19 protein-coding genes are annotated in these 26,501 nt (G+C 69.5%); 7 read left to right on the forward strand and 12 right to left on the reverse strand.

Features of this window, described 5'->3' with window-relative positions; all coding sequences use genetic code 11:
* Positions 1–192 precede the first annotated feature (192 nt).
* From HEP74_RS14485 to araD1, 8 genes are all read right to left on the reverse strand, one after another.
* Positions 193–2,184 (reverse strand): glycoside hydrolase family 97 protein, encoded by a 1,992-nt coding sequence (locus HEP74_RS14485; RefSeq protein ID WP_185813475.1) that lies wholly within the window; start codon positions 2,182–2,184, stop codon positions 193–195.
* On the reverse strand, positions 2,160–4,115 hold the full coding sequence (locus tag HEP74_RS14490) for a glycoside hydrolase family 127 protein (RefSeq protein ID WP_185813476.1): 1,956 nt from the start codon (positions 4,113–4,115) through the stop codon (positions 2,160–2,162). Before HEP74_RS14490 ends, HEP74_RS14485 begins: the two co-directional genes overlap by 25 nt.
* Positions 4,112–5,140 (reverse strand): galactofuranose ABC transporter, permease protein YjfF, encoded by a 1,029-nt coding sequence (yjfF, locus tag HEP74_RS14495; protein WP_185813477.1) that lies wholly within the window; start codon positions 5,138–5,140, stop codon positions 4,112–4,114. Before yjfF ends, HEP74_RS14490 begins: the two co-directional genes overlap by 4 nt.
* The gene (locus HEP74_RS14500) at positions 5,137–6,192 is read right to left on the reverse strand and encodes an ABC transporter permease (RefSeq protein WP_185813478.1); all 1,056 of its coding nucleotides are present in this window, start codon (positions 6,190–6,192) and stop codon (positions 5,137–5,139) included. Before HEP74_RS14500 ends, yjfF begins: the two co-directional genes overlap by 4 nt.
* Positions 6,189–7,703 (reverse strand): sugar ABC transporter ATP-binding protein, encoded by a 1,515-nt coding sequence (locus HEP74_RS14505; protein WP_185813479.1) that lies wholly within the window; start codon positions 7,701–7,703, stop codon positions 6,189–6,191. The genes HEP74_RS14500 and HEP74_RS14505 overlap by 4 nt, the downstream gene beginning before the upstream one ends.
* A gap of 12 nt (positions 7,704–7,715) precedes the next feature.
* The gene (locus tag HEP74_RS14510; RefSeq protein WP_185813480.1) at positions 7,716–8,708 is read right to left on the reverse strand and encodes an ABC transporter substrate-binding protein; all 993 of its coding nucleotides are present in this window, start codon (positions 8,706–8,708) and stop codon (positions 7,716–7,718) included.
* 97 nt (positions 8,709–8,805) lie between these two features.
* Positions 8,806–10,245: an aldehyde dehydrogenase family protein gene (locus HEP74_RS14515; RefSeq protein WP_053836742.1), complete on the reverse strand. Its 1,440-nt coding sequence runs from the start codon at positions 10,243–10,245 to the stop codon at positions 8,806–8,808.
* A gap of 19 nt (positions 10,246–10,264) precedes the next feature.
* Complete coding sequence (gene araD1, locus HEP74_RS14520; RefSeq protein ID WP_185813481.1) at positions 10,265–11,272, reverse strand: AraD1 family protein; 1,008 nt, start codon at positions 11,270–11,272, stop codon at positions 10,265–10,267.
* Positions 11,273–11,423: 151 nt separating this feature from the next.
* Here araD1 and HEP74_RS14525 point away from each other — a divergent pair, with 151 nt between their 5' ends.
* Entirely contained in the window at positions 11,424–12,425 is a 1,002-nt protein-coding gene (locus HEP74_RS14525; RefSeq protein WP_185813482.1) for a LysR substrate-binding domain-containing protein, read from the forward strand.
* Between the two features lie 381 nt (positions 12,426–12,806).
* Here the strand turns inward: HEP74_RS14525 and HEP74_RS14530 are convergent, their stop codons facing one another.
* Positions 12,807–13,604, reverse strand: coding sequence for an SDR family NAD(P)-dependent oxidoreductase (locus HEP74_RS14530; RefSeq protein ID WP_185813483.1), 798 nt, complete (start codon positions 13,602–13,604; stop codon positions 12,807–12,809).
* A 174-nt stretch (positions 13,605–13,778) separates the two neighbouring features.
* Between HEP74_RS14530 and HEP74_RS14535 the strand changes: the two genes are divergently transcribed.
* From HEP74_RS14535 to HEP74_RS14560, 6 genes are all read left to right on the forward strand, one after another.
* Positions 13,779–15,503: an IlvD/Edd family dehydratase gene (locus HEP74_RS14535; RefSeq protein WP_185813484.1), complete on the forward strand. Its 1,725-nt coding sequence runs from the start codon at positions 13,779–13,781 to the stop codon at positions 15,501–15,503.
* Between the two features lie 223 nt (positions 15,504–15,726).
* The gene (locus tag HEP74_RS14540) at positions 15,727–16,251 is read left to right on the forward strand and encodes an RNA polymerase sigma factor (RefSeq protein ID WP_145701194.1); all 525 of its coding nucleotides are present in this window, start codon (positions 15,727–15,729) and stop codon (positions 16,249–16,251) included.
* A 65-nt stretch (positions 16,252–16,316) separates the two neighbouring features.
* Positions 16,317–17,327, forward strand: a complete 1,011-nt coding sequence (locus tag HEP74_RS14545; protein ID WP_524540799.1) for a FecR family protein — start codon at positions 16,317–16,319, stop codon at positions 17,325–17,327.
* 337 nt (positions 17,328–17,664) lie between these two features.
* Positions 17,665–20,559: a TonB-dependent receptor gene (locus HEP74_RS14550; protein WP_185813485.1), complete on the forward strand. Its 2,895-nt coding sequence runs from the start codon at positions 17,665–17,667 to the stop codon at positions 20,557–20,559.
* Between the two features lie 151 nt (positions 20,560–20,710).
* Entirely contained in the window at positions 20,711–22,015 is a 1,305-nt protein-coding gene (locus HEP74_RS14555) for a histidine-type phosphatase (RefSeq protein ID WP_185813486.1), read from the forward strand.
* Between the two features lie 112 nt (positions 22,016–22,127).
* A complete protein-coding gene (locus HEP74_RS14560; RefSeq protein WP_185813487.1) occupies positions 22,128–23,432 on the forward strand; it encodes a jacalin-like lectin in 1,305 nt (434 codons plus the stop codon).
* 160 nt (positions 23,433–23,592) lie between these two features.
* Here HEP74_RS14560 and HEP74_RS14565 read toward each other — a convergent pair whose 3' ends face one another.
* From HEP74_RS14565 to radA, 3 genes are all read right to left on the reverse strand, one after another.
* Positions 23,593–24,204 (reverse strand): HI_0983 family protein, encoded by a 612-nt coding sequence (locus tag HEP74_RS14565; RefSeq protein WP_185813488.1) that lies wholly within the window; start codon positions 24,202–24,204, stop codon positions 23,593–23,595.
* Between the two features lie 188 nt (positions 24,205–24,392).
* Positions 24,393–24,779, reverse strand: a complete 387-nt coding sequence (locus HEP74_RS14570; RefSeq protein WP_185813489.1) for a DUF805 domain-containing protein — start codon at positions 24,777–24,779, stop codon at positions 24,393–24,395.
* 83 nt (positions 24,780–24,862) lie between these two features.
* Positions 24,863–26,248: a DNA repair protein RadA gene (gene radA / locus HEP74_RS14575; RefSeq protein ID WP_185813490.1), complete on the reverse strand. Its 1,386-nt coding sequence runs from the start codon at positions 26,246–26,248 to the stop codon at positions 24,863–24,865.
* Positions 26,249–26,501: the final 253 nt, after the last annotated feature.

Below are 26,501 nucleotides of genomic sequence, written 5' to 3' on the forward strand. Positions count from 1 at the left end.
CTATGCCGCCGCATTGCCGCTGCGACGCCGATGCATGCGAATGCGACCGTCATGCCGTCGCCGCAATGGCACGGATTCAGCCTTGGCAACCCGGCGCGACACCGCATCGAACACCAGGCAATCCCCGCCATCGGCAGGCGCAGGCGCCGTTGCGGCGGTGCCCGCCCCTGCACGCGGCAGGCGCCAGCGCGCTCAGTCGAACTGCAGCACGAAGCCGCCGCGTGCCGGCAACGCCACCTCGACGTTCTGCGTCGGCCCCGCTTCGATGCGCCGGCTGGCCAGGCCCAGCGGGCCGTCGCCATCGACGATCAGGCGCGCGCCGCGACCGGCCACGCCCAGCTCCGCCAGGTTCAGGCGCAGCGTGCGCGGTTGCGCATCGGCGTTGATGCCGGCCACGTACCAGCGCGTGCCGCCGCGCCGCGCGAACACCGCGAAGCGGCCGGGATAGCCATCCACGTAGCGGCTGTCGTCCCACACCGAGGGCAGTTCGCGCAGCAGCGCCTGCACCTCCGGCGCCGCCTTTTCCAGATTCTCCGGGGTCTCGGCGTAATGCTGGATGCCGGACACGAACAGCACCGTCTCGGCCAGCTCGAAGCCCGGCGTGGTGCGGCGCTGCACCTTGTCGTTGAGTTTGACCAGGGCCAGCGGGGTGAAGTCCATCGGGTCGAACACGTTGCGCGCGAACGGCAGCATCGCCGCATGCGCCGGCACCTGGTCGGCGTTGACCTGCTCGAAGGTGGCGAATTCCAGCCCGCGCACCGCCTCCATCGTCATCAGGTCCGGCCAGGTGCGCTGCCAGCCGCGCGGCAAGGTGGCGCCGTGGAAGTTGAGCATCAGCCCGTACGGCGCGGCATCCTGCATGATGTCCAGGTAGTAGCCGATCATCGACTGCCCGTCGCCGCCGAAGAAGTCGATCTTCACCCCGGCCACGCCCATCGCCTTGAGCCGCGCGAACTCGCGGATGCGGCTGGCGTGGGTCAGCATGCGGTCGCGCGGGGTCTGCGGCGCTTCGTTCCAGCTGCCGGCCGAGTTGTACCAGAGCAGGATCGACACCTGCTTGCTGTGCGCGTAGGCGATCAGCTCGCGCAGCTTGTCTTCGCCGATCTGCGTGTCCCACAGGGCATCGATCAAGGTGTAGCGCCAGCCCATGCGCGCGGCGAAGTCGATGTAGCGCTTCTGCACTTCGAAGGTGGTGGCGCCGTCGCCGAGCAGCGGCCAGCTCCACGACGCCTTGCCCGGCTGCGGCGGCGCGATCGGCGCGGCCGCGGGCGGATCGGCCAGGTCGGTGCCGAGCGTGGACTCGGCGATGGTCTTCAGGCTGCCGACCGCGACGATGCGCCACGGCGAGCGCCACGGCAGCGCGAAGCGCGGGTTGGCGGCGCCGCCGGGCAGCACCTCGCGCGGATCGGGCATGCCGATCGCGTACGCGCCGGGCGCGTCGGCGACATCGCGCAGGCGGCTGCCGGCGTGGCCGCGGCCCAGCGACCCCTCGCTGAGCAGGACCCAGTCCGCCTCATGGCGGAACAAGGCCGGATACACCCAGCCGGCCGCGAGCGGCGACGGCGTGCCGACGCCGATGTCCTGCAGGTAGTACTCCTCGTACGAAGGATTGGTCCTGCCGAAGCCAGTCTTCGCCGGCGACATCGGTTGCAGCCAGGCGCGCGTGGCGGCGGCGAAGCGGAACGTGGTGGAGTCCTCGCGCAGCTCGCGGATTTTAGGGTCGCGCTGCGGGAAATCGTAGCGGAACGCGACGCCGTCGTCGGAGACCTGGAATTCGATCTGCAGGCGCTCGCCGTTGGCGCCGCGCCAGGAGAACACGCGGCGGTTCGCGCGGTACTCGTTGATGCGCCGCTTGCCGGTCAGCAGCTCGTAGCGATCGTGCACAGGCTCGACCGGCGACACCGCGAGCAGACGCAGGCCCATGGAGAAATCGGCATCGTCGCGGACCAGGCCCAGCCGCGAGCGCAACAGTACCTCGCGCCCGACGCGCAGCACGCGGTAGTGCGCGCTGCCGGCCGCGTCCACGCTCACTTGCGCGCGCAGCGTGGCGTCCGGGCTGAGCACGTCGCCGACCATGCGCTCGGCGGCCAGCGCCGGCAGCGCGCACAGCAGCAACGCGCAGGCTGCAGCGATCGTCGCGGACGCCCTGCGCCAGCGGCTCAGAATTGCGGGTTCTTTTCCCATACCGGCCTCGCTCGGCAATAGACCGCATAGCGCTCGTGGGCGATGCGGTAGAACGGCACCAGGGTCAGCGGACCCTGCAGTCCCTCGGCCTCGAACACCAATTCCTGGCCCTCGCGCTTGCGCGCCCACAATTTTTCCGGCGCGAAATACACCGCCGGCAGCTGGCGGCCGACGATCCGGTTCAACGACGGCCGCTGATCGGACACGTGCAGCTGCGCCGGATCGATGCCGTCGCTGCCCAGCTGCGCGGCCAGCACCAGCGGGCCGTACATCATCGCCTGCAGGCTGGGTTCGTCGGGCAGCGGCGCCGCGTGCAGCGCCATCGGCAGGTCCAGTTCGATGCGATCGCCGTCGGCGAAACGGCGCTCCAGCGCCAAGTAGCTGCCCGGGGTCGCCTTGACCGCCTGTGCCTTGCCGTTGATGCGCAGGCGCACGCCCTGGGTGGCCCAGTACGGGATGCGCAGGCGCAGGGTCATCTGCTGCGGGCGCTTGCACTGGAACTCCAGCGCGGTGCCTTCCTGCTGCGGGAAGCGGGTGCGCTGCACGACGCGCAGGCCGCGCTCGGCCCAATCCAGCTGCGAGGCGATGAACAGGTTGACGGTGAGGCCGGCATCGTCGCGGAAGTAGATGCTGTCGTTGCTCTTGGCGAACTCCTCCACGCCGGTGCCGGTGCAGCACCAGAACGAGGCGAACGGGGTGTTGTAGAGCTTCCAGTAGCCGGCATCCATCGGCACGAAGTACATCATCATGCCGGCTTCGTCCTGGGTGCCCAGGCGCGCGTTGAACAGCACGCGCTCGTAGTAGTCCATCAGCGCCGCGTCCGGCTGCCAGGTGTACAGGTGCCGGGTCAGCTTGAGCATGTTGTAGCTGCAGCAGCACTCGTGGCTGTGCCCGCTCAGGCGCCCGGCAAAGTGGTCGGGCTTGCCGAACATCTCGAAGTCGCTGACGCCGCCGGTGCAATAGGCATGGTGGCCACTGACCGTGCGCCAGAAGAATTCGGCGATCTGGCGCTGGCGCGGCTCGCCGTCGATCTCGTAGGCGCGCGCGGCGGCGACGATCTTCGGGATCTGGGTGTTGGCGTGCAGGCCGGCCAGCGCGTCGCGCTGCTGCGCCAGCGGCTCCAGCAGCGCGGCCTGCTCGTAGCGCGCGGCCCAGCGCTGGTACCTGGCGTCGCCGCTGAGCAGGTACAGCTCCAGCAGCGACTCGTGCACGCCGCCGAACTCCACGCCGAGGATGCGTTGCCACTGCGCGTCGTCGAAGCCGTCCATCCACGCGCCCAGCCAGTCGGCGAAGCGCTGCGCGGTGCGCAGCGCCTGTGCGTTGCCGGCATGGCGGGCCATATCCAGGTGCCCGGCCAGGATCTTGTGCGCGGTGTAGATCGGCACCCACACCTCTTCGCGGCGGCCGAGCCGGTCGTAGAACGAGGACGGGTACGCGCCGATGTAGCCGTCCGCACGCTGGCAGCGCGCCAGTTCGGCGACCAGCGCATCGGCCTTGTCCTTCAGCGCGGCATCGCCGGTGGCCGCGTACAGCAGCGCGCAGGCCGACAGGTAGTGGCCTCCGGCGAAATGCCCGCGGATCTCGCAGTGCGGCGACTCCCAGCCGCCCAGCGGCTCGGCGTTCGAGTCCAGGCCCGCGGCCAGCCGGAAATTGTGCAGCAGGCGGTCGTTGGGAATGGACATCAGGTAGCGGCGATCGCGCTCGCGCGCCTGCAGGAACGGGCCGTCGAGCAATTGCACCTGGCCCAGCGCGAACGGCTGCTCGCGCAGTTGCACGGCCGGCTGCCGTTTCGCGGCCGCTGCTACCTCCGCAGGCGGTGCGGCCAGCGCCTCGCCTTGCGCCAACAGGCCCAGCGCGGCCAGCGAGGCGCCGCCGTAGTGCAGGAAGTCGCGCCGTGTGCAGGCCAGGCCCGCCTCGTCATATTCCGTCATGCGTCCGCTCCCGAATCCGGCGTGCGCCGGGTCAACACGCGTTGCAGAAGGCAGAACACCAGCAGCAGCGCGCCGATCACGATGCGTGTCCACCACGAGCTGAGCGTGCCGTCGAACACGATCAGGGTCTGGATCACGCCCAGGATCAGCACGCCGAACAGCGTGCCGATCACGTAGCCGCTGCCGCCGGCCAGCAAGGTGCCACCGATCACCACCGCGGCGATCGCATCCAGTTCCAGGCCCAGCGCATGCAGGCTGTAGCCGGACAGCATGTAGAACGTGCACACCACCCCGGCCAGCGCCGAGCAGAATCCGCTGAAGGCGTAGACCTTGACCTGGGTGGCGGCCACCGGCAGGCCCATCAGCCGCGCCGAGGCCTCGCTGCCGCCCAGTGCGTACACGCAGCGGCCGAAGCGCGTGCTGTGCGCCAGCCACATGCCCAGCGCCACCGTGGCCAGCGCGACCAGCGCGCCGATCGACAGCGAGGCGCCTGCGCCGATCGGCACGCGGAACTGGGCGATGGCCACGTACAGCGCATCGTCGATCGGGATCGAGTCGACGCTGATCAGATAGCTGGCGCCGCGCGCCAGGAACATGCCGGCCAGGGTCACCACGAACGGCTGCAGCCGGTAGCGCTGGATCAGCATGCCCATGAACGCGCCGAACAGCGCCCCGAGCAGCAGCACCAGCGGGATCGCCGCCAGCGGCGACCAGCCATGGTGCTGCACCAGCGACGCCGACAGCACCGTGGTGAACGCGATCACCGCGCCCACCGACAGGTCGATGCCGCCGCTCAGGATCACGAACGTCATGCCGACCGCGGCGATGCACAGGAAGGCGTTGTCGATCAGCAGATTGGCGAATACCTGCGGCGACAGGAAGCCGTCGTAGAGCACGCCGCCGGCGCCGGCCATGGCCACGAACAGGGCCACGGTGATCGCCAGCGGCAGGCGCGCGCCGTGCAGCAGCGTGCCGACGCGGCGCAGGCCGCGCGCGTTCTGGATCGGAACGCCTGCCGCGCTCATCGCCCCGCTCCCGGCTCGGCACGCCGCACCCAGCCGCGCACGCTGGCGCGGAACTGCGGCGATTGCAGCAGCATCACCGCGAACACCAGCAGCGCCTTGATCAGCATGTTGACCTGCGCCGGCACGCCGATCGCGTAGATCGTCGCGGTCAGGGTCTGGATGATCAGCGCGCCGATCAGACTGCCGGCCAGGCTGAAGCGGCCGCCGTCGAGCAGCGTGCCGCCGAGGGTGACCGCCAGGATCGCGTCCAGTTCCATCAGCTGGCCGGCGTTGTTGGCGTCGGCGCTCTTGACGTTGGAACTGATCAGCAGCCCGGCCAGGCCGGCGCTGAACGCGCAGAACACGTACAGCAGCACCGCGATCAGCCGCGCCTTGATCCCGGCCACGCGCGCCGCGCGCGGGTTGTGCCCGATCGCGCGCACGAACAGGCCCAGCGCGGTGCGCCCGAGCAGCAACTGCAACACCGCAAACACCGCGGCGACCACGAACAGCGCGAACGGCAGGCCGAGCAGGAAGCCGTTGCCCAGATAGAAATACGGCGGGTAGTAGATGGTCAGGATCTGGCCGTCGCCGATCAGCTGGGCGACGCCGCGCCCGGCCACCATCAGGATCAGCGTGGCGATGATCGGCTGCATGCCGACCTTGACCACCAGCAGCCCGTTCCACAGCCCGCACGCAGCGGCGACCAGCAGCGGCGCCACGATCACCGCCCATAGCGGAAAGCGGCTGTGTTCGCCGCCGCCGATCATCCACGCCGCCACCGTCGCGGCGATCGCCACCACCGCGCCGACCGAGATGTCCAGGCCGCGCACCGCGATCACCAGGGTCATGCCCAGCGCCACCAGCGCCAGCGGCGCGGCGCGGTTGCCGATGTCCACCAGGTTGCCGTACAGGTGCCCGTCGCGCCATTGCAGCGCCAGGAAGCCCGGATTCCACAGGCCGTTGCCGAGCAGCAGCAGCGCCAGCGTCGCCAGCGGCCAGAACAGCGGGTGGGCGACGATTCGCGCCGGCAGCCGCGGCGCACTGGGCGAAGACGTGGCCGCCGCGCTCATGCCGCCGCGCTCCCGGCGATCATCTCGAACACCGCGCGTTCGCCGCAGCCGCCCGGCAGTTCACCGACCAGGCGGCGTTCGCGCAGCACCGCGATGCGGTCGGCGATGCGCTCGATCTCGGCGACCTCGGCGGAAATGAACAACACCGCCATGCCCTCGCGGGCCAGCGCCAGAATGCGGGTCATGATGTCCTGCTTGGCGGCGATGTCGATGCCGCGGGTGGGTTCGTCGAGGATCAGCAGCCGCGGCCGCGTCGCCAGCCAGCGCGCCAGCACCACTTTCTGCTGGTTGCCGCCGGACAGCAGCCCGACCGGGGTTTCCACGCTGGCGGTCTTGATGCCCAGCGCGTCCACGTAGCCCTGCGCGATGCGCAGCTGTTCGGCCAGCGGCAGGAACCGGCGCAGGCCCATGCGCGCCTGCAGCGCCAGCACGATGTTCTCGCGCACCGACAGCTCGGCGACGATGCCGTCGGTCTTGCGCTCTTCCGGGCACAGCGCCAGGCCGTGGCGGATCGCGTCTGGCGGGCCGCGCAGCGCCACGTCGCGCCCATCGATGGACAGCTGGCCGCAATCGGCGCGGTCCAGGCCGAACAGCAGCCGCGCCAGCTCGGTGCGGCCGGCGCCGAGCAGGCCGGCCAGGCCCAGCACCTGGCCGCGGCGCAGTTGCAAATCGATCGGGTGCAACTGGCCACGCCGGCCCAGGCCCTGCGCCTGCAGCAGCACCGGCGCGTCTTCTGCCGGCGCGGCGTCCACCGTCGCGGCGGCCGCGGCGGCCACGTCCAGTTCGCGCCCGACCATCGCCGCGATCAGCCGCGGCGCCGGCAGCTCAGACGCAAGGTATTCGCCGACCAGGCGGCCGTTGCGCAGCACGCTGATGCGGTCGGACACCGCGTATACCTGGTCGAGGAAATGGGTAACGAACAGGATCGCCATGCCCTGCTCGCGCAGGCCGCGCATCACCCGGAACAGTTCGGCGACCTCGCCTTCGTCGAGGCTGGAGGTGGGTTCGTCGAGAATCAGCACCCGCGCCGACACGCTCAGCGCGCGCGCGATCGCCACCATCTGCTGCACCGCCACCGGATAGGCGGACAGCGCGCGGCGCACGTCAATGTCCACGCCCAGCCGCTGCAGGCACTCGCGCGCTTCGCGCTCGACCCGGCGCCAGTCGATGCGCCGCGGCCAGCCCTTCAACGGATAGCGGCCGGCGAAGATGTTCTCGGCCACCGACAGGTTCGGGCACAGGTTCACTTCCTGATACACGGTGCTGATGCCCAGCTGCTGCGCCTGCAGCGGCGAGCTCGGCGCAATCGCGTCGCCGCCCAGCGCCATGCGCCCGGCGTCGGCCGCGACCGCGCCGGTCAGCAGCTTGATCAGGGTGGATTTGCCGGCGCCGTTCTGGCCCATCAGCGCGTGGATCTCGCCGCCGCGCAGGCACAGCGCCACGTCGTCCAGCGCGGCGACGCCGGCGTAGGCCTTGCTCAGTCCCTGCGCGTGCAGCACCACCGGCTTCATCGGCAGGCTCCGTCAGTACTTGCGCTTGGGCAGCTCGGCGGCGGCCTGCTCCTGGGTATACACCGATTCCTCGACCACGATGCGCTTGGGCAGCGGCTTGCCGGCCTTGGCGTCGCGGATCGCCTGCACCAGTTGCGGGCCGAGCAGCGGATTGCATTCGACAGTGACGTTGAGCTTGCCGGCCTGCATCGCCTCGAACGCGCCCTTCACCCCGTCGATGGAGATCACCAGGATGTCCTTGCCCGGCTTCAGCCCGGCTTCCTCGATCGCCTGGATCGCGCCGATCGCCATGTCGTCGTTGTGCGCGTACAGCACGTCGATGTTGCGCCCTTCCGACTTCAGGAACGCCTCCATCACTTCCTTGCCCTTGGCGCGGGTGAAGTCGCCGCTCTGCGAGCGCACCACCTGGAAGCGCGGGTTGGCCGCGATGATTTCCTTGAAGCCCTTCATGCGGTCGATCGCCGGTGCCGAACCCACGGTGCCCTGCAGCTCGACGATGCGCACCGGCTTGTCGCCATCCTTCAGCGGCGACTGCTCGAGCAGCCAGCGCCCGGCCTTGCGCCCTTCCTCGACGAAGTCCGAGCCGATCAGCGTGGTGTACAGACTATCGTCGGACACCTTGACCGCGCGGTCGGTCAGCACCACCGGGATGTTCGCCGTCTTGGCTTCGCGCAGCACGGTTTCCCAGCCGGATTCGACCACCGGCGAGAACGCGATCACGTCCACGCGCTGGGCGATGAACGAGCGCAGCGCCTTGATCTGGTTTTCCTGCTTCTGCTGCGCGTCGGAGAATTTGAGCTTCATCCCCGCCTGCTCGATCGCCTGCTTCACCGAGGCGGTATTGGCGGTACGCCACTCGCTCTCGGCGCCGACCTGGCTGAAGCCGACCGTGATCTGGCCCGACTTGCCGGCCGCGTCCTTGCCGCCGCCGGAACACGCGCTCAACGCCGCACCCAGCAGCACCGCCATTCCCAGCACCGCCGCACGCACACCTGACTTCTGCATAACCCCTCCTCGTTCGTTGCACGCTGGCGGTCGCGCGGCGTTCGGGCCGCGGCGGCCGCCCACCCTCCCAGGCAGGCGCGCGAATGGATCGATCAGTTCATCCCGCGAATGTATAGGCCGTCTTGACCGTCGTATAGAACTCCACCGCATAGCGGCCCTGCTCGCGCGGGCCGTAGCTGGAGGCCTTGCGCCCGCCGAACGGCACGTGCGGATCGACCCCGGCGGTGGGCAGGTTGACCATCACCATGCCGGCCTGCGCATGCCGCTTGAAATGCGTGGCGTGCTGCAGCGAGCGCGTGGCGATGCCGGCGCACAGGCCGAATTCGGTGTCGTTGGCCAGCGCCAGCGCGTGTTCGTAGTCGTCGGCCGGCATCACCGCCGCGACCGGGCCGAACACTTCCTCGCGCGCGATGCGGTGCTGCGGCTGCGCGGCGATCAGCGCCGGGCGCATGTAGTGGCCCTGGTGCTCGCACTCCAGCGCCTCGCCGCCGTACACCAGCTCGGCGCCTTCTTCCTGGGCGATGCGCACGTAGTCGCGGTCCTGCGCGAACTGGCTGGCGCTGGCGACCGGGCCGATGTCGATGCCGGGGGTCAGCGCATGGCCGATCTTCAGCGTGGCCAGACGCTTGCTGACCCGCGCGACGAACTCGTCGTATACCGCACGCTCGACGATCAGGCGGCTGGAGGCGGTGCAACGCTGGCCGGTGGAGAAGTACGCGCCGTTGACCGCGATCTCCACCGCCAGGTCCAGGTCCGCATCGGCCAGCACCACCAGCGGATTCTTGCCGCCCATTTCCAGCTGGATCTTCAGCCCGCGCGCGGCGGCCTGCTTGAGCAGATGGTTGCCGGTGGGCACCGAGCCGGTGAAGCTCAGCGCATCGATGCCGCGGTCCTCGACCAGCGCCTGGCCGACGGTGCGGCCGCTGCCGATCACCAGGTTGAACGCGCCGCTGGGCAGGCCGGCGCGGCTGAGGATTTCGGCCAGCGCCCAGGCGCAGCCGGGCACGATCTCGGCCGGCTTGAACACCACGGTGTTGCCGTAGGCCAGCGCCGGGGCGATCTTCCACGCCGGGATCGCCAGCGGGAAATTCCACGGCGCGATGATGCCGACCGTGCCGACCGGCTCGCGGGTGATCTCCACGTCCACGCCGGGGCGGGTGGAGGCGAGCTTCTCGCCGGGAATGCGCAGCGCCTCGCCGGCGAAGAACTTGAAGATCTGCCCGGCGCGCGCGGCCTCGCCGATGCTCTCCGGCAGGGTCTTGCCTTCTTCGGACGCCAGCAGTGTGCCCAGTTCCTGCTTGCGCGCCAGGATCTCGCTGCCGACGAAGTCCAGCGCATCGGCGCGCTGCTGCGGCGTGCTCGCCGCCCACTTGGCCTGCGCGGCGTTGGCCGCGGCGATCGCGCCGCGCACCGCATCGGCATCGACGCTGCCGACCTCGCCGACCGGCGCGGACAGGTCGGACGGATTCTCGTCCGCCGCGATGTCGCTGCCGGCCAGCCACTGGCCGTCGATATAGCTCTGGAAACGTTGGCTCATGTCGTCCTCCCTTGCTCGGTTACAGCGCGCGCACGCCGCCCAGTTCGAACCCGGCCGCCACCCGCTGCAGCGGATTGACCAGCGCCGCGCCCAGTTCCGGCAGTTCGATCTCGAAACGGTCGCCCGGCTCGGCCTGCACGCCATCGGCGAAGCTCAGCGTGGCGGTGCCGAAGAAATGCAGGTGCACGTCGCCGGGCACGCGATGCGCGGCGTACTTGAAGTGGTGGTATTCCAGGTTGGCCAGCGAGTGGCACATGTTGGCCTCGCCGGTGACGAAGGGCTTTTCCCAGATCACCGCATCGCCGCGGCGGATGCGACTGCTGCCGCGCAGGTCGCGCGGCAGCTCGCCGCTGCGCAGCTCCGGTCCCACCGCGCAGGCGCGCAGCTTGGAATGGGCCAGGTACAGATAGTTCTGGCGTTCGGTGACGTGGTCGGAGAACTCGTTGCCGAGCGCGAAGCCGAGCCGGTACGGCACCCCATCGGCGCCGATCACGTACAGCCCGACCAGTTCCGGCTCCTCGCCGCCGTCCAGCGCGAAATCCGGCGACGGCAACGGCGCGCCCGGCGCGACCAGGATGCTGCCGTCGCCCTTGTAGAACCACTCCGGCTGCGCACCGGGCTGGCCGTCGCGCGGGATGCCGCCTTCCACCCCCAGCTGGAAGATCTTCATCGAATCGGTGAGCGTGCCCTGGTCGGCCTGCTGCTGCAGGTTCTGGTGCATCGCGTCGCGGGTGGCGGCGCTGCCCAGGTGGGTCAGGCCGGTGCCGGTGACGCGGCAGTGCGCCGGGTCCGGATGGGTCAGCGGCGACAGCACGCGGTGGTTGGCCAGCAGTTCGGCGTAGTCGAGCACGATATCGCCGAGCTGATGCGTGGCGTAGTCGTCCAGGCCGAGGCCGGCGGCGAGCGCGGCGTTGGCCAGCGCATAGGTCGAACCGACTTCGCGCAGCAGGCGCACCTGGGTGCCGTTCGCCTCTACGGCGCCCACGCTGGGGATGCCGGACTCGTCGAGCAGTTGGATCAATCGCATGAATCGGTCGCCTGTCGGAATACGAAAGAGCGGCGCGGCAGCACAGACCGCCGGTGCCGCGGATGCGGTTCTATTCTGGCCGGATGACCTATATGCAACAAATATCGTTTTTGGCTTAATGTATACGAACATTCATATGCATTGGGCCGCCATGCCTGCCGCCACGCCCTGGTTCGTCCGCGCCCGCCTGAAGACCCGGCAGCTGATGCTGCTGCTGGCGATCGAGGAGGAAGGCAACATCCACCGCGCCGCCGAGACCTTGAACATGTCGCAGCCGGCCGCGTCGAAGCTGCTCAAGGACCTGGAGGACATGATGGAGGTGCCGCTGTTCGAGCGGCTGCCGCGCGGCATGCGCCCGACCTGGTACGGCGAGGCGATGATCCGCCACGCGCGCATCGCCCTGTCCAGCCTGGGCGAGGCCGGCGCCGAGATCGAGGCACTGAAGGCCGGCTATTTCGGCAGCGTCAGCGTCGGCGCCATCGCCGGGCCGGCGATGACCCTGCTGCCGGCCGCGCTGGCCCAGGTCACCGAACAGCATCCGCTGCTACGCGTGGCGCTGCGCGTGGACGGCAGCGACGTGCTGCTGGAGCAACTGGCGCAGAACAAGCTGGACATCGTGGTGGCGCGGCTGTTCGCGCGCCACGACAAGCGCAACCTGCACTACCAGGCGCTGGCCGAGGAAGAGGTGCGCGCGATCGCCCGTCCCGGCCACCCGATCCTGGCAATGCCGCAACCGGCGCTGCGCGAACTGGCCGCGACCGGCTGGATCGTGCCGCCGGACGGCAGCGTGCTGCGCCATCGCTTCGAGCTGATGTTCCAGAACGCCGGGCTGGAGCCGCCGAAGCGGGTGGTCGAGACCTCGGCGCTGGTGGTGCTGCCGCAGCTGCTGCGCCAAAGCGACTACCTGGCGGTGGTGCCGATGGACGTGGCCAGGCATTTCGCCGACCACGGCAGCGTGGCGATCGTGCCGGTGGAACTGTCGTGCCGGATGGACGCGTTTGGCATCATCACCCGCACCGACTGGCTGCTGTCGCCGGGCGCGCGGATCATGCTGCAGGCGCTGCAGGCCGCGGCCGGGCCGGTGTACGGCTACGTCGCGCCGGCCGAGGAAGCGCCGGCACCGGCGGATGCGGACGCGCCAACCGAAGGATGAGGTCGGGGCTGAAGCCCCTCCTACAGTGCACCCAGCCAGCCAACCGCAAGCCCCTGTAGGAGCGGCTTCAGCCGCGACCGAACGCGGCAGTCAACATTCCGCCTTCGGACACCGTCAGGCCTGAAGCCATTTCCACAGTGCACCCAGCCAGTTCGCTGCAAATCCTGTAGGAGCGGCTTCAGCCGCGACAGAGCGAAGCCGCGGAGCATGCGCGCCGACAAAGCGTCGGGCCTGAAGCCCCTCCCACAGTGCACCCGGCGTGCATGCCGCAAGCCCCTGTAGGAGCGGCTTCAGCCGCGACCGAACGCAGCGGTCAACATTCCGCCTTCGGACACGGCCGGGGCCGAAGCCCCTCCTACCCGACGACAACGCATCCGCCGCTCAGGTCCAGCCCGCATCCACCACGAATTCCTGCGCGGTGATCGCGCGCGACTCGTCCGAGGCCAGGAACAGCGCCATGCGCGCGATGTCTTCCGGCATCACCTTGTCCGGCAGGCACTGGTTGCGCGCCAGTTCGCGCTCGCCGGCCTCGTCCAGCCACAGCGTGACCTGGCGCTCGGTCATCACCCAGCCCGGGGTCAGCACGTTGACCCGGATCCGCGCCGCGCCCAGTTCGCGCGCCAGGCCGCGGGTCAGCCCGTTCACCGACGACTTGGCGGTGGCGTAGACCGGATAGCCGCCGGTCTTGGTCTGCCAGCCGGTGGAACCGAGGTTGACGATCGAACCGCCGCCGAGCCGCTTCATGCCCGGCACCGCCGCCTGGATCGCGAAGAACGCGGCGCGCTGGTTGATCGCCACGCAGCGTTCCCAGTACTCCGGGGTCACCGCGTCCAGCGCGTGCCGGTCGTCGCTGCCGACGTTGTTGAGCAGCACATGGAAATCGCCCAGCTCGGCGGCGGCCTCGCCCAGCGCCGCCTGCAGCGCGGCCACGTCGGTGACGTCGCAACGGCGCCACCACGGCCTGGCCAGGCCGGCCGCGGCCAGGCGCTCGGCCAACGCCGCACTGGCCTCGGCGGCCACGTCGACGAAGGCGACCTGCGCGCCCTGCCCGGCGAAGGCCTCGACCAGCGCCGCGCCGATGCCCGACCCGCCGCCGGTGATGAAGACCCGGCGCCCGTGCAGGCTGCCGTAGGTTGCGTTGCCGGTGCCGGGAGACGCCGCGCTTGCCGTGTTGTCCATGCCGTTTCGCTCTAGGTGGATGAGATTTTGATATATGAAAACAAATATCCATAGTCAGATATTTGTTATTTTTCATGTATCAATATGCCCGCTAGCATCGCCGACGTAAAGCACCCCGGACGACGCCGCGCAGGCACCGATCCGGGCCGATCAGGTCTCGAGGATTCCGCCAGCATGGGCTCACCCACCAAACCGGTCCGCCGCAGCCAGGCGTGGTTCGGTCGCGAAGGCAAGCAGGGTTTCTACTACCGCAGCTGGCTCAAGAGCGCCGGCCATCCGCACGACATGTTCGACGGGCGCCCGGTGATCGGCATCTGCAACACCTGGTCGGAACTGACCCCGTGCAACGGCCACCTGCGCGAGCTGGCCGAGCACGTCAAACGCGGCGTCTACGAGGCCGGCGGCTTCCCGCTGGAATTCCCGGTGATGTCGCTGGGCGAAACGCAGATGCTGCCCACCGCGATGCTGTTCCGCAATCTGGCCAGCATGGACGTGGAGGAATCGATCCGCGCCAATCCGCTGGACGGCGTGGTGCTGCTGATGGGCTGCGACAAGACCACCCCGTCGCTGCTGATGGGCGCGGCCAGCGTGGACCTGCCGACCATCGGCCTGTCCGGCGGCCCGTCGCTGTCCGGCAACTGGCGCGGGCAGCCGCTGGGTTCGGGCACCGGGGTGATCCAGATGTCGGAGATGGTCCGCGCCGGCACCCTGAGCCAGGACGAGTTCGTCGAGGCCGAGGCCTGCATGCAGCGCTCCAAGGGCAGCTGCATGACCATGGGCACCGCCTCGACGATGGCCAGCATGGTCGAGGCGCTGGGCATCTCGCTGCCGGAAAACGCGGCGATCCCGGCGGTGGATTCGCGCCGTGCGCGGCTGGCGCGACTCAGCGGCCGGCGCATCGTGCAGATGGTCGAGGAAGACCTGCGCATGTCGCAGGTGCTGACCCGCTCCGCGTTCGCCAACGCGATCAAGGTCAATGCGGCGATCGGCGGCTCCACCAATGCGGTGATCCACCTGCTGGCCATCGCCGGGCGCCTGGGCGTGCCGCTGAGCCTGGACGACTGGGACCAGTTGGGATCGCGGCTGCCGTGCCTGGTCAACCTGAAACCGTCCGGCCAGTACCTGATGGAAGATTTCTACTACGCCGGCGGATTGCCGGCGGTGATGCGCGAACTCGGCGCCGAACTGGAACTGGACGCGCTCACCGTCAACGGCCGCACCCTCGGCGAGAACGTGGCCGACGCGCCGTGCTGGAACCGCGAGGTGATCCACGCGCTGGACACGCCGTTCCGCGAGCAGGCCGGCATCGCCGTGCTGCGCGGCAACCTGGCCCCGGACGGCGCGGTGATCAAGCCCTCGGCGGCCTCGCCGCACCTGCTGCGGCACCGCGGCCGCGCGGTGGTGTTCGAAAGCATCGAGGACATGAAGGCGCGCATCGACGACGAGGCGCTGGACATCGACGCCGACTGCATCATGGTGCTGAAGAACTGCGGCCCGCGCGGCTACCCGGGCATGGCCGAGGTCGGCAACATGCCGCTGCCGCCGAAGCTGCTGCGCGCCGGCGTCACCGACATGGTGCGCATCTCCGATGCGCGCATGAGCGGCACCGCCTACGGCACCGTGGTCCTGCACGCCTCGCCCGAGGCCGCCACCGGCGGCACCCTGGCGCTGGTGCGCGACGGCGACATCATCGAACTGGACGTGCCCGGGCGCTCGCTGCACCTGGAGGTCAGCGACGAGGAACTGCTGCGCCGGCGCAGCGAATGGACGCCGCTGCCGACGCCGCTGCGCGGCTGGAGCAAGCTGTACGTGGAGCACGTGCAGCAGGCGCACCTGGGCGCGGACCTGGATTTCCTGGTCGGCGGCAGCGGCGCCGACGTGGCGCGCGATTCGCATTAGCGGCGCGCCGTTGTTGTAGGAGCGGCTTCAGCCGCGACAGGATCTATCGGTAACGCCTGTCGCGGCTGAAGCCGCTCCTACAACCAGGCATCCAATGCGGCCATGGCCGCATGCAATCGGCGTCCTGCACGAAAGCCCTGCACAGGACCGGATACGCGCCGCGTCACCGAAACGTCATCGACCGCCTCTAGCCTGCGCCGCATCCAAGGGGCAAGGCAGGTCGGTGGCGGCACATCCCAAGCGCGCGTGGGCGCGTATGTTCGCGGAACACGGTCCGGTGCTGCGCGGCTTCTTCGTGCGCCGCGGCGCCAACGAGGACGCCGAGGACATGGTGCAGGAAACCTATCTGCGCCTGCTGCGCGCGCACCAGCACCAGGGCGAGGCGATCGCCAATCCCGAGGCCTACCTGTACACGGTGGCGCTGAACCTGGCGCGCGAACAGGCCGCGCGGCGCAAGCAGGCGCCGCTGCGCATCGACGAGATGGAGCAGTTTTCGCAATTGCTGGCCGCGGGGGACGACGTGGAAGACACGGCACAGCGACAGCAGCGGCAACAGCGCCTGCAGGCCTTGCTGGCCGGCTTGCCCGAACGCACCCGCGCGGTGCTGGTGATGCAGTACCGCGACGGCCTCAGCTACAAGCAGATCGCCGAACGCATGGGCGTGTCCGCGCACATGGTCAAGAAGCATGTGGTGCGCGGGCTGTCGGCCTGTCGCCGGGCGCTGGCCGACAGCGGGGAAAGCTGGTGAACGAGCCCGCTTTCCGGAGCCGCAGCGCCACCGCCGAGGCCGCGCACTGGCATGCCCTGCAACGCATGCAGGCGCTGGACGCGACGCAGCAGACGCAACTGATGGACTGGCTGACCGCATCGCCGCTGCACCTGCGCGAATACATGGCGGTGCTGCGCGTTGCCGGCGAACTGGGCGAGGCCATGCGCGGCATGGACCTGGACGTGGATGCGCTGCTCGACGCCGACCGTCGCGCCGACACCGGCGCGGCGCCGCGCAACGTGATCGCGCTGCCGCTGCCGCAACGGCCGCAACGCCCTGCCCCGCAGATTCCCCACACGAAAGACCGGCGTGCGCGCCTGCGCGGCTGGGGCATGGGCCTGGCCGCGGCGCTGTGCGGTGTGGCGGTGCTGGCCGGCTGGGCCTGGCCGCGCACTAAGACCTACAGCACCGCGCACGGCGAGCAGCGCAGCGTGCAACTGGCGGACCGCAGCACGGTGCATCTCAACGCGCAAAGCATGCTACGCGCGACGATGACGCCTTGGAGCCGGCGCCTGCAGCTGCTGCATGGCCAGGCCAGCTTCGTGGTCGCGCCGGACCGGCGCCCGCTGCAGGTGCTGGCCGGCGCACTGCGGGTCGAGGACATCGGCACCACCTTCGACATCGCCCTGTACCGGCAACAGGCGCGCATCGAGGTGGCCGAGGGCCGCGTGCACGTCTGGCGCGCCGATCGCCCGCGGCAGCCGATGCTGGCCGATCTGCGCGCCGGGCAGAGCGCGCGCATCGACGACGCCAACGGCCGGGTCGAACTGGCCAGCGAGGACGTCGCCGCGATGCATGCCTGGTGGCAGCGCCGCATCGTGTTCCGCGACGAGCCGCTGGCCAACGTGGCCGAGGATTTCAACCGGCTCAACCGCACCCGCCTGCTGATCGACGATGCCGGCGCCGGTGCGATGCGCCTGACCGGCAACCTGCGCGGCGACGACATCGCCTCGCTGCGCGCCTTCCTCGCCGACCAGCCGACGTTGCGCGTCACCGCCAGCGCCGACGCGATCCGGGTCGGCAGCCGCTTGGCGCCACGGTCGGTCGCACGCTAATCGCGGCGTCGGTCGCCGGCCGCGGCGACCAATTCCCGCGCGCTTTGCAAGATCGGTGCGCAACCGCGAGTGCCGCGGCACCACGCCCGCAGGCGCACCACGCATCACCGCCTGGCGCGTACCCAGTCATGCCACGAGCGTTCGCTCGCACGCGCACGCGCGCAACCAGATGAGAAAGCAGCTGCTCGCCCTCGCCTCCTCGCACGTGTCACAGAAAATTCATCGAAAACCGGTGCCCGATCGTCGCTGTCGATCCTCGTAGTCCAGGTACAACGCAGCATTTCGCCCTTCGCGGCGGCGCTGCGTCCCCACCTTCCGCTCCCATTGGACAACGACGATGCGCCGCACCCTGTTCCTTTCCATCGCCATCGCCCTGCATGCCGGCACCGCCGGCGCCCAGACCGTGCCCGTCGCGGTCGATGCGATTCCCGCACAGCCGTTGGCGCGCGCGCTCAACAGCCTGTCGCGGCAGAGCGGATTGCAATTCGTCTATGCCGCGGGCGTGGCCGGTAATCCGCAGACCCGCGGCACCAGTGCCGGCGCCACGCCGGAGCAGGCCTTGCAGCAACTGCTCGACGGCACCGGCCTGCGCTATCGCTATCTCAATCCGACCACGGTGACCATCGAAGCCGCAGGCGCGGCGAGCGACGCACCGCAGGCGATCCCGGCCGCGAGCGCCGCCGCGATGCCGACCGCCGCGCCCACGGCGGACGCACCGGTGAAGGAACTGGACCGCATCCAGGTCCTCGGCAGCTACGCCGGCAGCCTCAGCGCCGCGCTGCGCGAGAAGCGCTACGCCGACAGCGTGGTCGACGTGATCGCCGCCGAGGACATCGGCAAGCTGCCGGCGCAGAACGTGGCCGAGGCGCTGCAGCGCGTGCCCGGCGTGTCGATCGTGCGCGACCGCGGCGAAGGCGTGTACGTGCGCGTGCGCGGCCTGGGCCCGAACTTTCAGGTCACCACGCTCAACGGCCAGACCATGGCGGTCAACGAGAACGTGCGCACCTCCGGGCAGACCGGCCGCCAGTTCCGCTACGACACGCTGCCGGCCGAGCTGGTATCCGGCCTGGAGGTGATCAAGAGTCCCACCGCCGATCTGGACGAAGGCGCGATCGGCGGCATCGTCAACGTGCGCACGTTCCGTCCGCTGGAACTGGGCAAGACCCTGACCAACCTGTCGCTGGAATCGAGCCAGGCGCAGCGCACCCACGCCAACGATCCGCGCGTGTCCGGCCTGTTCAACTGGGTCAACGCCGATGGCAGCTTCGGCATGCTGATCTCCGGCGCCTACGCGCAGCGCAGCCTGCGCCAGGACCGGGTCAACGAAGTGAGCTGGGACTACTACCCCAATGGCGTGCCGGGCGCGCCCGGCGCCTACTACGCGCCGACCGGCTTGCGCCCGACGCTGGAACTGGAGCAACGCGAGCGCACCGGCGTGGCCGCCTCGCTGCAGTGGAAACCGAGCGCGGCGTGGGAAACCAACCTGGACCTGCTCTACGCCAAGCAGACCGTGCACTACGACGAATACAGCATGGGCGTGGGCTTCGACAGCCTGGCCAAGCTGAGCAATCTGCGCGTCGAGCACGGCGGCATCACCGGCTTCGACTACCGCAACGGCCAGGTGCAGATCTCGCGCGAGACCTCCGGCATCACCGACGACAACCGCAGCGCGCGCCTGTCCAGCACCTGGAGCGGCGATCGCTGGACGCTGGGCGCGGTGGCGTTCCACTCGCAGGCGCACAGCTACGATTCGGACCCGATCCGCCGCACCCGCCTGCGCAGCGGCACGAATCTGTCGATGCACGTGGACATGCCGCAGGCCGACGACGACAACGTGCCCAACTGGAGCTTCACCAACGGCTTCGATCCGAACAATCCGGCCACCGTGGCCGGGCGCCGCCTGGAGTGGCGCGAGATCGATGCGCGCGACAAGGAGGACGCGCTGCAGTTCGACGCCAAGCGCGCGCTCGACGGCGACTTCTTCCGCGACCTCAAGGTCGGCGCCAAATACCGCCAGCGCTCGCGCAGCTACGACCGCGCCGACCTGCTGCTCAACAGCATCGCCGGCGTGCGTTTCCCGGCCGGCAACTTCACCGCGCTGCCGGTGGACGACATGCTCGCCGACGCCAACGGCACCCTGCCGCGGCAATGGCTGGCGCCGGTCGAATCCACCTTCTGGGGCAACTGGCCGACCGCCGCGGATCTGACCAACACGCCCAACAGCGCCGACCTGCAGAACTCCTATGAAGTGAAGGAAAAGATCGGCTCGGCCTATGCGATGGCCGATTTCGGCAGCGAACTGGCCGGCCGCGCACTGCGTGGCAATCTCGGCGTGCGCCTGGTGCGCACCGAGCAGACCACCGACGGCCACGCCGACGTCGACGGCACCGCGCAGCCGGTGCATTTCCAGCGCAGCTACAACAACGTGCTGCCCTCGTTCAACGCCGCCTGGGACGTGCGCGAGGACATGGTGCTGCGCACTTCCGCGGCCAAGGTCATCACCCGCCCCGACCTCACAGACCTGTCGTCCAAGCTCACCTTCAACTCCAGCGGCGAGATCCTCACCGCCAGCGGCGGCAATCCCGGGCTCAAGCCGTTCGAAGCGTGGCAGTACGACCTGACCTTCGAGTGGTACATCGACGGCACCTCGGCGCTGACCGGCGGCGTGTTCTACAAGGACATCTCCAGCTTCATCCAGACCCAGATGTCGAACCTGGACTACCAGGGCCAGACCTATCTGCTGTCGTCCAAGACCAACGGCAGCGAGGCGAAGGTCAAAGGCGCGGAAGTGGCTTACCAGCAGGTGTTCGCCGGCCTGCCGGCGCCGCTGGACGGGCTGGGCATGCAGCTCAACTACACCTGGACCGACAGCGAGGCGACCTACCGCGATGGCACCGGCACCTTCACCGACAGCCTGGAAGGCGTGGCCAAAAACACCTACAACGCGGTGCTGTTCTACGAGAAGGGACCGCTGATGGCGCGGGTCAGCTACGGCTGGAGCGACGACATTCTCAACGCGGTCGGCACCGCCAACGTCGCCACGCTCAACAGCGACAAGTTCGGCAGCCTGGATGCGAACCTGGCCTACAAGGTCAACGACAACCTGTCGCTGTTCGTCAACGCGATCAACCTCACCGGCGAGGTGCAGCGCCAGTACGTCGGCGACCACCTGTTCGGCGGCTACACCGACTACGGCCGCACCTGGTCGGTCGGCCTGCGCGCACGTTTCTGAGCCGTGTCCGCGCGGTCGCTGCCGTCGCGCGGCGCCGCGCGCGATGGCGGCAGCGCCCGCTGTGGCGCTGTCCGCCGACCCGTCTTCCCGGCCGGTACCACGGCCAGCGGCATACCGCGCTCTGCCGTACCGCCTCTTTCGGAACATGCCGATGCCCTCGATCCCTCGCCTAGCCGCCGTCGCGCTGCTCGTCCTCGCCCTGCTGCCGTTCGCCGCCGCGCACGCCGCAGTCGCCGCGCCGCAGGACACCCTGGAAAAAGTGCTGATCCTCAAACGCCATGGCGTGCGCTCGGCGATGTCCAGTCCGGAACAACTGGGCCGCTACTCGACGCACCCATGGCCGCGCTTCGGCGTGCCGGCCGGATACCTGACCGAGAACGGCGCGCGCCTGGAGCAGTTGTTCGGCGCCTATTACCACGCGCTCTATGCAGCGCAAGGATTGTTCGCCGGCGACGCCTGCGCCAGCGCCTACTACTGGGCCAATCGCACCCAGCGCACCATCGCCTCGGCGCAGGCGTTGGCGAGCACGCTGACACCGGGTTGCGCGAACGAGGTGCACAGCGTCTCCGATGATGCCTCCGATCCGCTGTTCGACGGCGCAGCGGCCTTGCGCACGCCCGCCGCCGCCGCGCTGATGCGCGCGGCCATCGCCGGCCGCATCGGTGGCGACGCCGCCGCCTGGAACGCGGCGCAGCGCGATGCGATCGACACGCTGCAGCAGTTGCTGTTGCAGTGCGCGCAGCGGCCGTGCCCGGCCGACGCGGGTGCCGGCAAGCAGCGCCTGGACGCGGTGGCCGCGCAGATGAGCGATACCGACGACGGGATTCCCGGCGTCGAAGGTCCGGCGTCGGCCGCCTCCGGCATCAGCGAAAGCCTGCTGATGGGCTGGGCCGACGGCCAGGACTTCGCCGCGCTGGGCTGGCAAGGCCTGGACGAAGCCAGCCTGCTGCGCGCGTTCGCCCCGCACCAGGCCGAGTTCGCGCTGCGCCTGCGTGCGCCCACGGTGGCGCGCATGGCCAGTTCGCCGCTGGCCGCGCGCGTACTGGCCACGCTGCAGCAAGGTAGCGACAGCGTCGCGCATATCGCACCGATCGGCGGCGATGCGCGGCTGGTGGTGCTGTCCGGACACGACGGCACGCTGACCCTGCTGGCCGGCATGCTCGATCTGCACTGGCAGTTGCCCGGCTACCAGCCCGACCAGACCGTGCCCGGCGGCGCGCTGGTGTTCGAGCGCTGGCGCCGCGCCGATGGGCAGCGCGTGATCCGCCTGCGCTACACCGCGCAGAGCCTGGCGCAGCTGCGCGAACGGCGTGCGCTGACGCTGCAGGCGCCACCGCCGTCAGCGCCGGTGTTCATTCCCGGCTGCAGCAGCGCCACCCCGGGCTACGACTGCCCATTACCGACACTGGCCACGCTGATCGGCGCGGCGATCGACCCGCAATTCCTGAGCGAATGACGCCATGCCTCCGGCCGTTGGCCGACGACGTGGTTGCCGCATCGGCGCATTCCGCGCCGCTTCCCTGGCCATCGCGCCAGCCGCTGTTCCCCACCACCGCAAGAGGCGATTCATGATCCAGCATCTACGCACCCTCGTGAGCTTCGGCATCGGACTGAGCCTGGCCTGTGCCGGCGTGGCGCACGCGCAATCGGACACCGGCGTGCTCGACGTCCTCAGCTACAACGTCGCCGGTCTGCCCGAGGGCATTTCCAGCAGCAACCCCTCGGCCAACACCGCGCAGCTGGCGCCGAAACTGGCGCCGTACGGCCTGGTCCACGTGCAGGAGGACTTCAACTACCACGCCACCCTGTACGCCGGCGACGCGCATCCCTACCGCACCGCCACCAGCGGCGGCGCCGCCTTCGGCGACGGCCTCAACACGCTGAGCAACTATCCCTTCAGCGACTTCACCCGGGTCAAGTGGAACCAGTGCAACGGCACCGACTGCCTGACCCCGAAGGGCTTCAGCTACATGCGCGTGCGCCTGGCCGACGGCGTGCTGCTGGACGTGTACAACGCCCATCCCAATGCCGGCACCGAAGCCGGCGACCTGTCCGCGCGCCGCGCCAACATCGGCCAGCTCTCGCAGTTCATCCAGACCTGGTCGGCCGGCAACGCGGTGCTGGTGATGATGGATTCCAACACCCGCTACACCCGCGCCGACGACAACATCCGCACGCTGATCGCATCCAACGGGCTGACCGATCCGTGGGTGGAACTGGTCAAGGGCAGCGCACCGGCCGCCGGCGCCGAGCCGCTGCTGTGCGGCACACCGCCGACCAACGCCTGCGAGGTGGTCGACAAGATCCTGTACCGCGATGCGCCGCAGCTGACCCTGGTCGCCAACCGCTACCAGCTCGATCCGGGTAAGTTCTACGACAGCGCCGGCAAGCCGCTGTCCGATCACTACCCGCTGTACGCGCAGTTCGGCTGGGCGGTCGGCACCGCCGTGCGCACCAGCGACCAGTTCGGCGGCCCGCACGGCATGCCGTTCAACGATCTGGCCGACAGCGCCAGCGCGCGTCCGCTCAGCGGCGTGACCCTGCGCGGCGCCGAGCGCCTGGATAACGTCGGCGTGATCCTGGACACCGGCAAGCTGCTCGCGCACGGCGGCACTGGCGGACAGGCGACCACTCTGTCGGTGGGCGCCAACGAGACGCTGACCTCGGCCACCGTCAGCGTCGGCAAGTACAACGACACGACCCGCGTGTTCTCGCTGAGCCTGCGCACCAGCACCGGCCGCAGCGTGCAGGTGGGCAAGCCGACCAGCGAGACCTACACGCTGACCGCGCCCAGCGGCTGGCACATCGCCGGCTTCACCGGCCGCGCCGGCGACGCGATCGACAAGCTCGGCGTGGTGTACCGGAAGAACTGACAGAGACGGCGGGACGCCACACGCCCGCGCGCAAACGGCAATGGCGCTCGTTACGGCGAGCGCCGTTCGCCAGGCCGCGGGGTTTGCCGCTGCGCATCCGACAGGGCGCCAACGCCGGCACGCCGGTAGCGGACAGGTCGCGACAGCGCGTGCAACCGGATCATGGCGTCTCGGCGCGCAGTTTCAGCGCCGGCACCGGCATCGCCGCCAATGCCTCGACGTCACGTGCACGCGCGGCCTTGAGCTGCGCGAACAACGCACGGATCTCGGTATCGCCGTAAGCGCGGCGGCTCAGGCCGATCATCAACACGCCGTGGCCGGCGGGGCTGGGCACGTAGCGATACGCGTTCCATTCGACGATCGTGTTGCCATCGGCATCGGTGGCCGACAGCACGAAGTCGAGCAGCGCCTGGTCCTTGGATTCGCTGAGCAGCGGGTTGTAATGCACCACCGGATCGGTCGCCTTGCGCCGCTCCAGTTCGGCCACCTTGATTCCCATCAGTTGCTCGGGCGTGGCCGACCGATCGTCCAGCAGATCCAGCATCAGCATCGACTGGTAACGCTCGACGTTCTGCCCCTGCGGCACGTATTCGTGCTTGTAGAAATCCGGGCGCGGATGGCTGCTCCAGGCCAGATGGTAGGCGGCGCCTGCCAACTGCAACGGGCCGGGCACCGTCAGATAATCCTTCGTCTGCTGCCCTGCGGCAGCGGCCGCAGCGGTCACGCACAACAGGGCGTACAGGCCCATCCGCAACAGCGGTCGCACGATCATGCGCATCGTTCCAGTCCTTTAGAGAGTGTTGTAATCGAAATGCCGGCGGCGCCGGGCGCCGCGGCAAGCAGGCGTGGCAGCTGCCGCAGCGGGATGCAGGGCCGACCATGGCACGCGCGCCGCATGCGCGCCAATCCGGCAGCAGCGACCGGGCCGCAGGACCCGGCCGCTGCAGGATCGGACGCGGCTCAGGCCTGCTTCGGATCCGGGCCGTAGGCGTTGGCGCCCTTGACCCCTTCCATGAACATGAAGACCAGGATCACCACGCCACCCAGCCAGGGAATCAGGCCCAGCAGCACGTACCAGCCGGACTTGCCCTGGTCGTGGAAACGGCGCACCTGCACCGCGATCGACGGCACCAGCACGGCGAGCGAATACAGGCCCAGCAACACGACCGCCACCAGCGACAGCATGCTGGTGCCGTTCTGGCCGCCGACGCCGCCGCCGATTCCCATCAACACCATCAGCACGGTGATCACCACGATGTTCAACAGCGTGAACATCCAGTACTCCTTGCGCCGCGAACGCCCGGAAAAATCCGCGTAGCGCTTGAGCGGCATCAACATCCATTCCATTGTGTTTCCCTTTTTTCGAACCGCTGCCTCACTGCAGCGGGCGGCATGGTGGCATAAACGCCGCCGCAGGGAAACGCTTGCAGCTACTCGCTCGCCGCCTCCAGCGCCTGCGACAGGCGCTCCACCGCGATCACTTCCATGCCCTTGACCACGCCGGTCTTGGGCGCATTGGCCTTGGGCACGATGGCGCGCTTGAAACCGTGCGTGGCCGCTTCGCGCAGCCGGTCCTCGCCGTTGGGCACCGGGCGGATCTCGCCGGACAGCCCGACCTCGCCGAAGGCGATGGTCTTCTCCGCCAGCGGCTTGTCGCGCAGCGAGGACAGCACCGCCAACAGCACCGGCAGATCGGCCGCGGTCTCCTGCACGCGGATGCCGCCGACCACGTTGACGAACACATCCTGGTCGCCGACCAGGATGCCGCCGTGCCGATGCAGCACCGCCAACAGCATCGCCAGCCGGTTCTGCTCCAGGCCCACCGCCACCCGCCGCGGATTGGACAGCGGCGAGGCATCGACCAGCGCCTGCACTTCCACCATCAGCGGCCGCGTGCCTTCGCGCGTCACCATCACGCAGCTGCCGGGCTGGTTGGCGCTGCTGCCGGACAGGAAGATCGCCGACGGATTGGACACTTCCTTCAGCCCCTTCTCGCCCATCGCGAACACGCCCAGTTCGTTGACCGCGCCGAAGCGGTTCTTGAACGCGCGCAGCAGGCGGAAACGGCTGCCGCTCTCGCCCTCGAAATACAGCACCGCATCGACCATGTGCTCGAGCACGCGCGGCCCGGCGATACCGCCTTCCTTGGTCACGTGGCCGACCAGGAACACCGCGGTGCCGGTCTCCTTGGCGTAGCGCACCAGCCGCGCCGCGCTCTCGCGCACCTGGCTGACCGAGCCGGGCGCGGCGGTCAGCGACTCGGTCCACAGGGTCTGCACCGAGTCGGCCACGATCAGCTTGGGCTGGGCCGCGCTGGCCTGCTGCAGGATCTGTTCGATGCCGGTCTCGGCCAGCGCGTTGAGGCCGTCCAGCGGCAGGTCCAGGCGCACCGCGCGGCCGGCGACCTGGGCCAGCGATTCCTCGCCGGTCACGTACAGCACCGGCAGCGTGCTGGCCATCTTGGCCAGCGCCTGCAGCAGCAGGGTCGACTTGCCGATGCCCGGATCGCCGCCGATCAGCACCACCGCGCCTTCGACCAGGCCGCCGCCGAGCACCCGGTCGAATTCGCCGATGCCGGTGGACACGCGCGCCTGGTCGCGATGCTCCACGTCCTTGAGCGCGGTGATCTTCGGCGCCTCGGTCTTGCCGGCCCAGCCGCTGCGCCGCGCCGCGGCCGGCGCCTTCGCCGCCGACGCGCTTTCCAGCACGATCTCGCTCAGCGAATTCCACGCCCCGCACTCGGTGCACTGGCCTTGCCATTTGGTGTACTCGGCGCCGCAGTCGCCGCACACATAGGCCGTTTTCGCTTTTGCCATCTCGCTCTTGTCCGCTGCCAGGAGGCACCAGCATAGGCGCTGGCGGTCTCAGGTTGCGCGACTGGGCACATGGACCGCCGCCGATGCCCGCGACGGCGCCGCGTCTATCGATGGCGGCGGCAAGCTAATCGGCCACAAACCGTGCGTATCGGCGGCAAAACATCGGCGAACTGCAACTGTAGCCACGCACACATCACGTACGTAACGAACCCAATGGCGCTGCGCAGTTGGCAGCGCCGCTTGACTGGCGGGT

This window comes from Xanthomonas sp. SS, from assembly GCF_014236835.1.
Lineage (GTDB): Bacteria > Pseudomonadota > Gammaproteobacteria > Xanthomonadales > Xanthomonadaceae > Xanthomonas_A.

Coding starts and splice junctions, on each gene's coding strand:
- HEP74_RS14485 (WP_185813475.1), bottom strand. CDS start 2,184: ATGGGAAAAGAACCCGCAATTCTGAGCCGCTGGCGCAGGGCGTCCGCG.
- HEP74_RS14490 (WP_185813476.1), bottom strand. CDS start 4,115: ATGACGGAATATGACGAGGCGGGCCTGGCCTGCACACGGCGCGACTTC.
- yjfF (WP_185813477.1), bottom strand. CDS start 5,140: ATGAGCGCGGCAGGCGTTCCGATCCAGAACGCGCGCGGCCTGCGCCGC.
- HEP74_RS14500 (WP_185813478.1), bottom strand. CDS start 6,192: ATGAGCGCGGCGGCCACGTCTTCGCCCAGTGCGCCGCGGCTGCCGGCG.
- HEP74_RS14505 (WP_185813479.1), bottom strand. CDS start 7,703: ATGAAGCCGGTGGTGCTGCACGCGCAGGGACTGAGCAAGGCCTACGCC.
- HEP74_RS14510 (WP_185813480.1), bottom strand. CDS start 8,708: ATGCAGAAGTCAGGTGTGCGTGCGGCGGTGCTGGGAATGGCGGTGCTG.
- HEP74_RS14515 (WP_053836742.1), bottom strand. CDS start 10,245: ATGAGCCAACGTTTCCAGAGCTATATCGACGGCCAGTGGCTGGCCGGC.
- araD1 (WP_185813481.1), bottom strand. CDS start 11,272: ATGCGATTGATCCAACTGCTCGACGAGTCCGGCATCCCCAGCGTGGGC.
- HEP74_RS14525 (WP_185813482.1), top strand. CDS start 11,424: ATGCCTGCCGCCACGCCCTGGTTCGTCCGCGCCCGCCTGAAGACCCGG.
- HEP74_RS14530 (WP_185813483.1), bottom strand. CDS start 13,604: ATGGACAACACGGCAAGCGCGGCGTCTCCCGGCACCGGCAACGCAACC.
- HEP74_RS14535 (WP_185813484.1), top strand. CDS start 13,779: ATGGGCTCACCCACCAAACCGGTCCGCCGCAGCCAGGCGTGGTTCGGT.
- HEP74_RS14545 (WP_524540799.1), top strand. CDS start 16,317: ATGCAGGCGCTGGACGCGACGCAGCAGACGCAACTGATGGACTGGCTG.
- HEP74_RS14550 (WP_185813485.1), top strand. CDS start 17,665: ATGCGCCGCACCCTGTTCCTTTCCATCGCCATCGCCCTGCATGCCGGC.
- HEP74_RS14555 (WP_185813486.1), top strand. CDS start 20,711: ATGCCCTCGATCCCTCGCCTAGCCGCCGTCGCGCTGCTCGTCCTCGCC.
- HEP74_RS14560 (WP_185813487.1), top strand. CDS start 22,128: ATGATCCAGCATCTACGCACCCTCGTGAGCTTCGGCATCGGACTGAGC.
- HEP74_RS14565 (WP_185813488.1), bottom strand. CDS start 24,204: ATGATCGTGCGACCGCTGTTGCGGATGGGCCTGTACGCCCTGTTGTGC.
- HEP74_RS14570 (WP_185813489.1), bottom strand. CDS start 24,779: ATGGAATGGATGTTGATGCCGCTCAAGCGCTACGCGGATTTTTCCGGG.
- radA (WP_185813490.1), bottom strand. CDS start 26,248: ATGGCAAAAGCGAAAACGGCCTATGTGTGCGGCGACTGCGGCGCCGAG.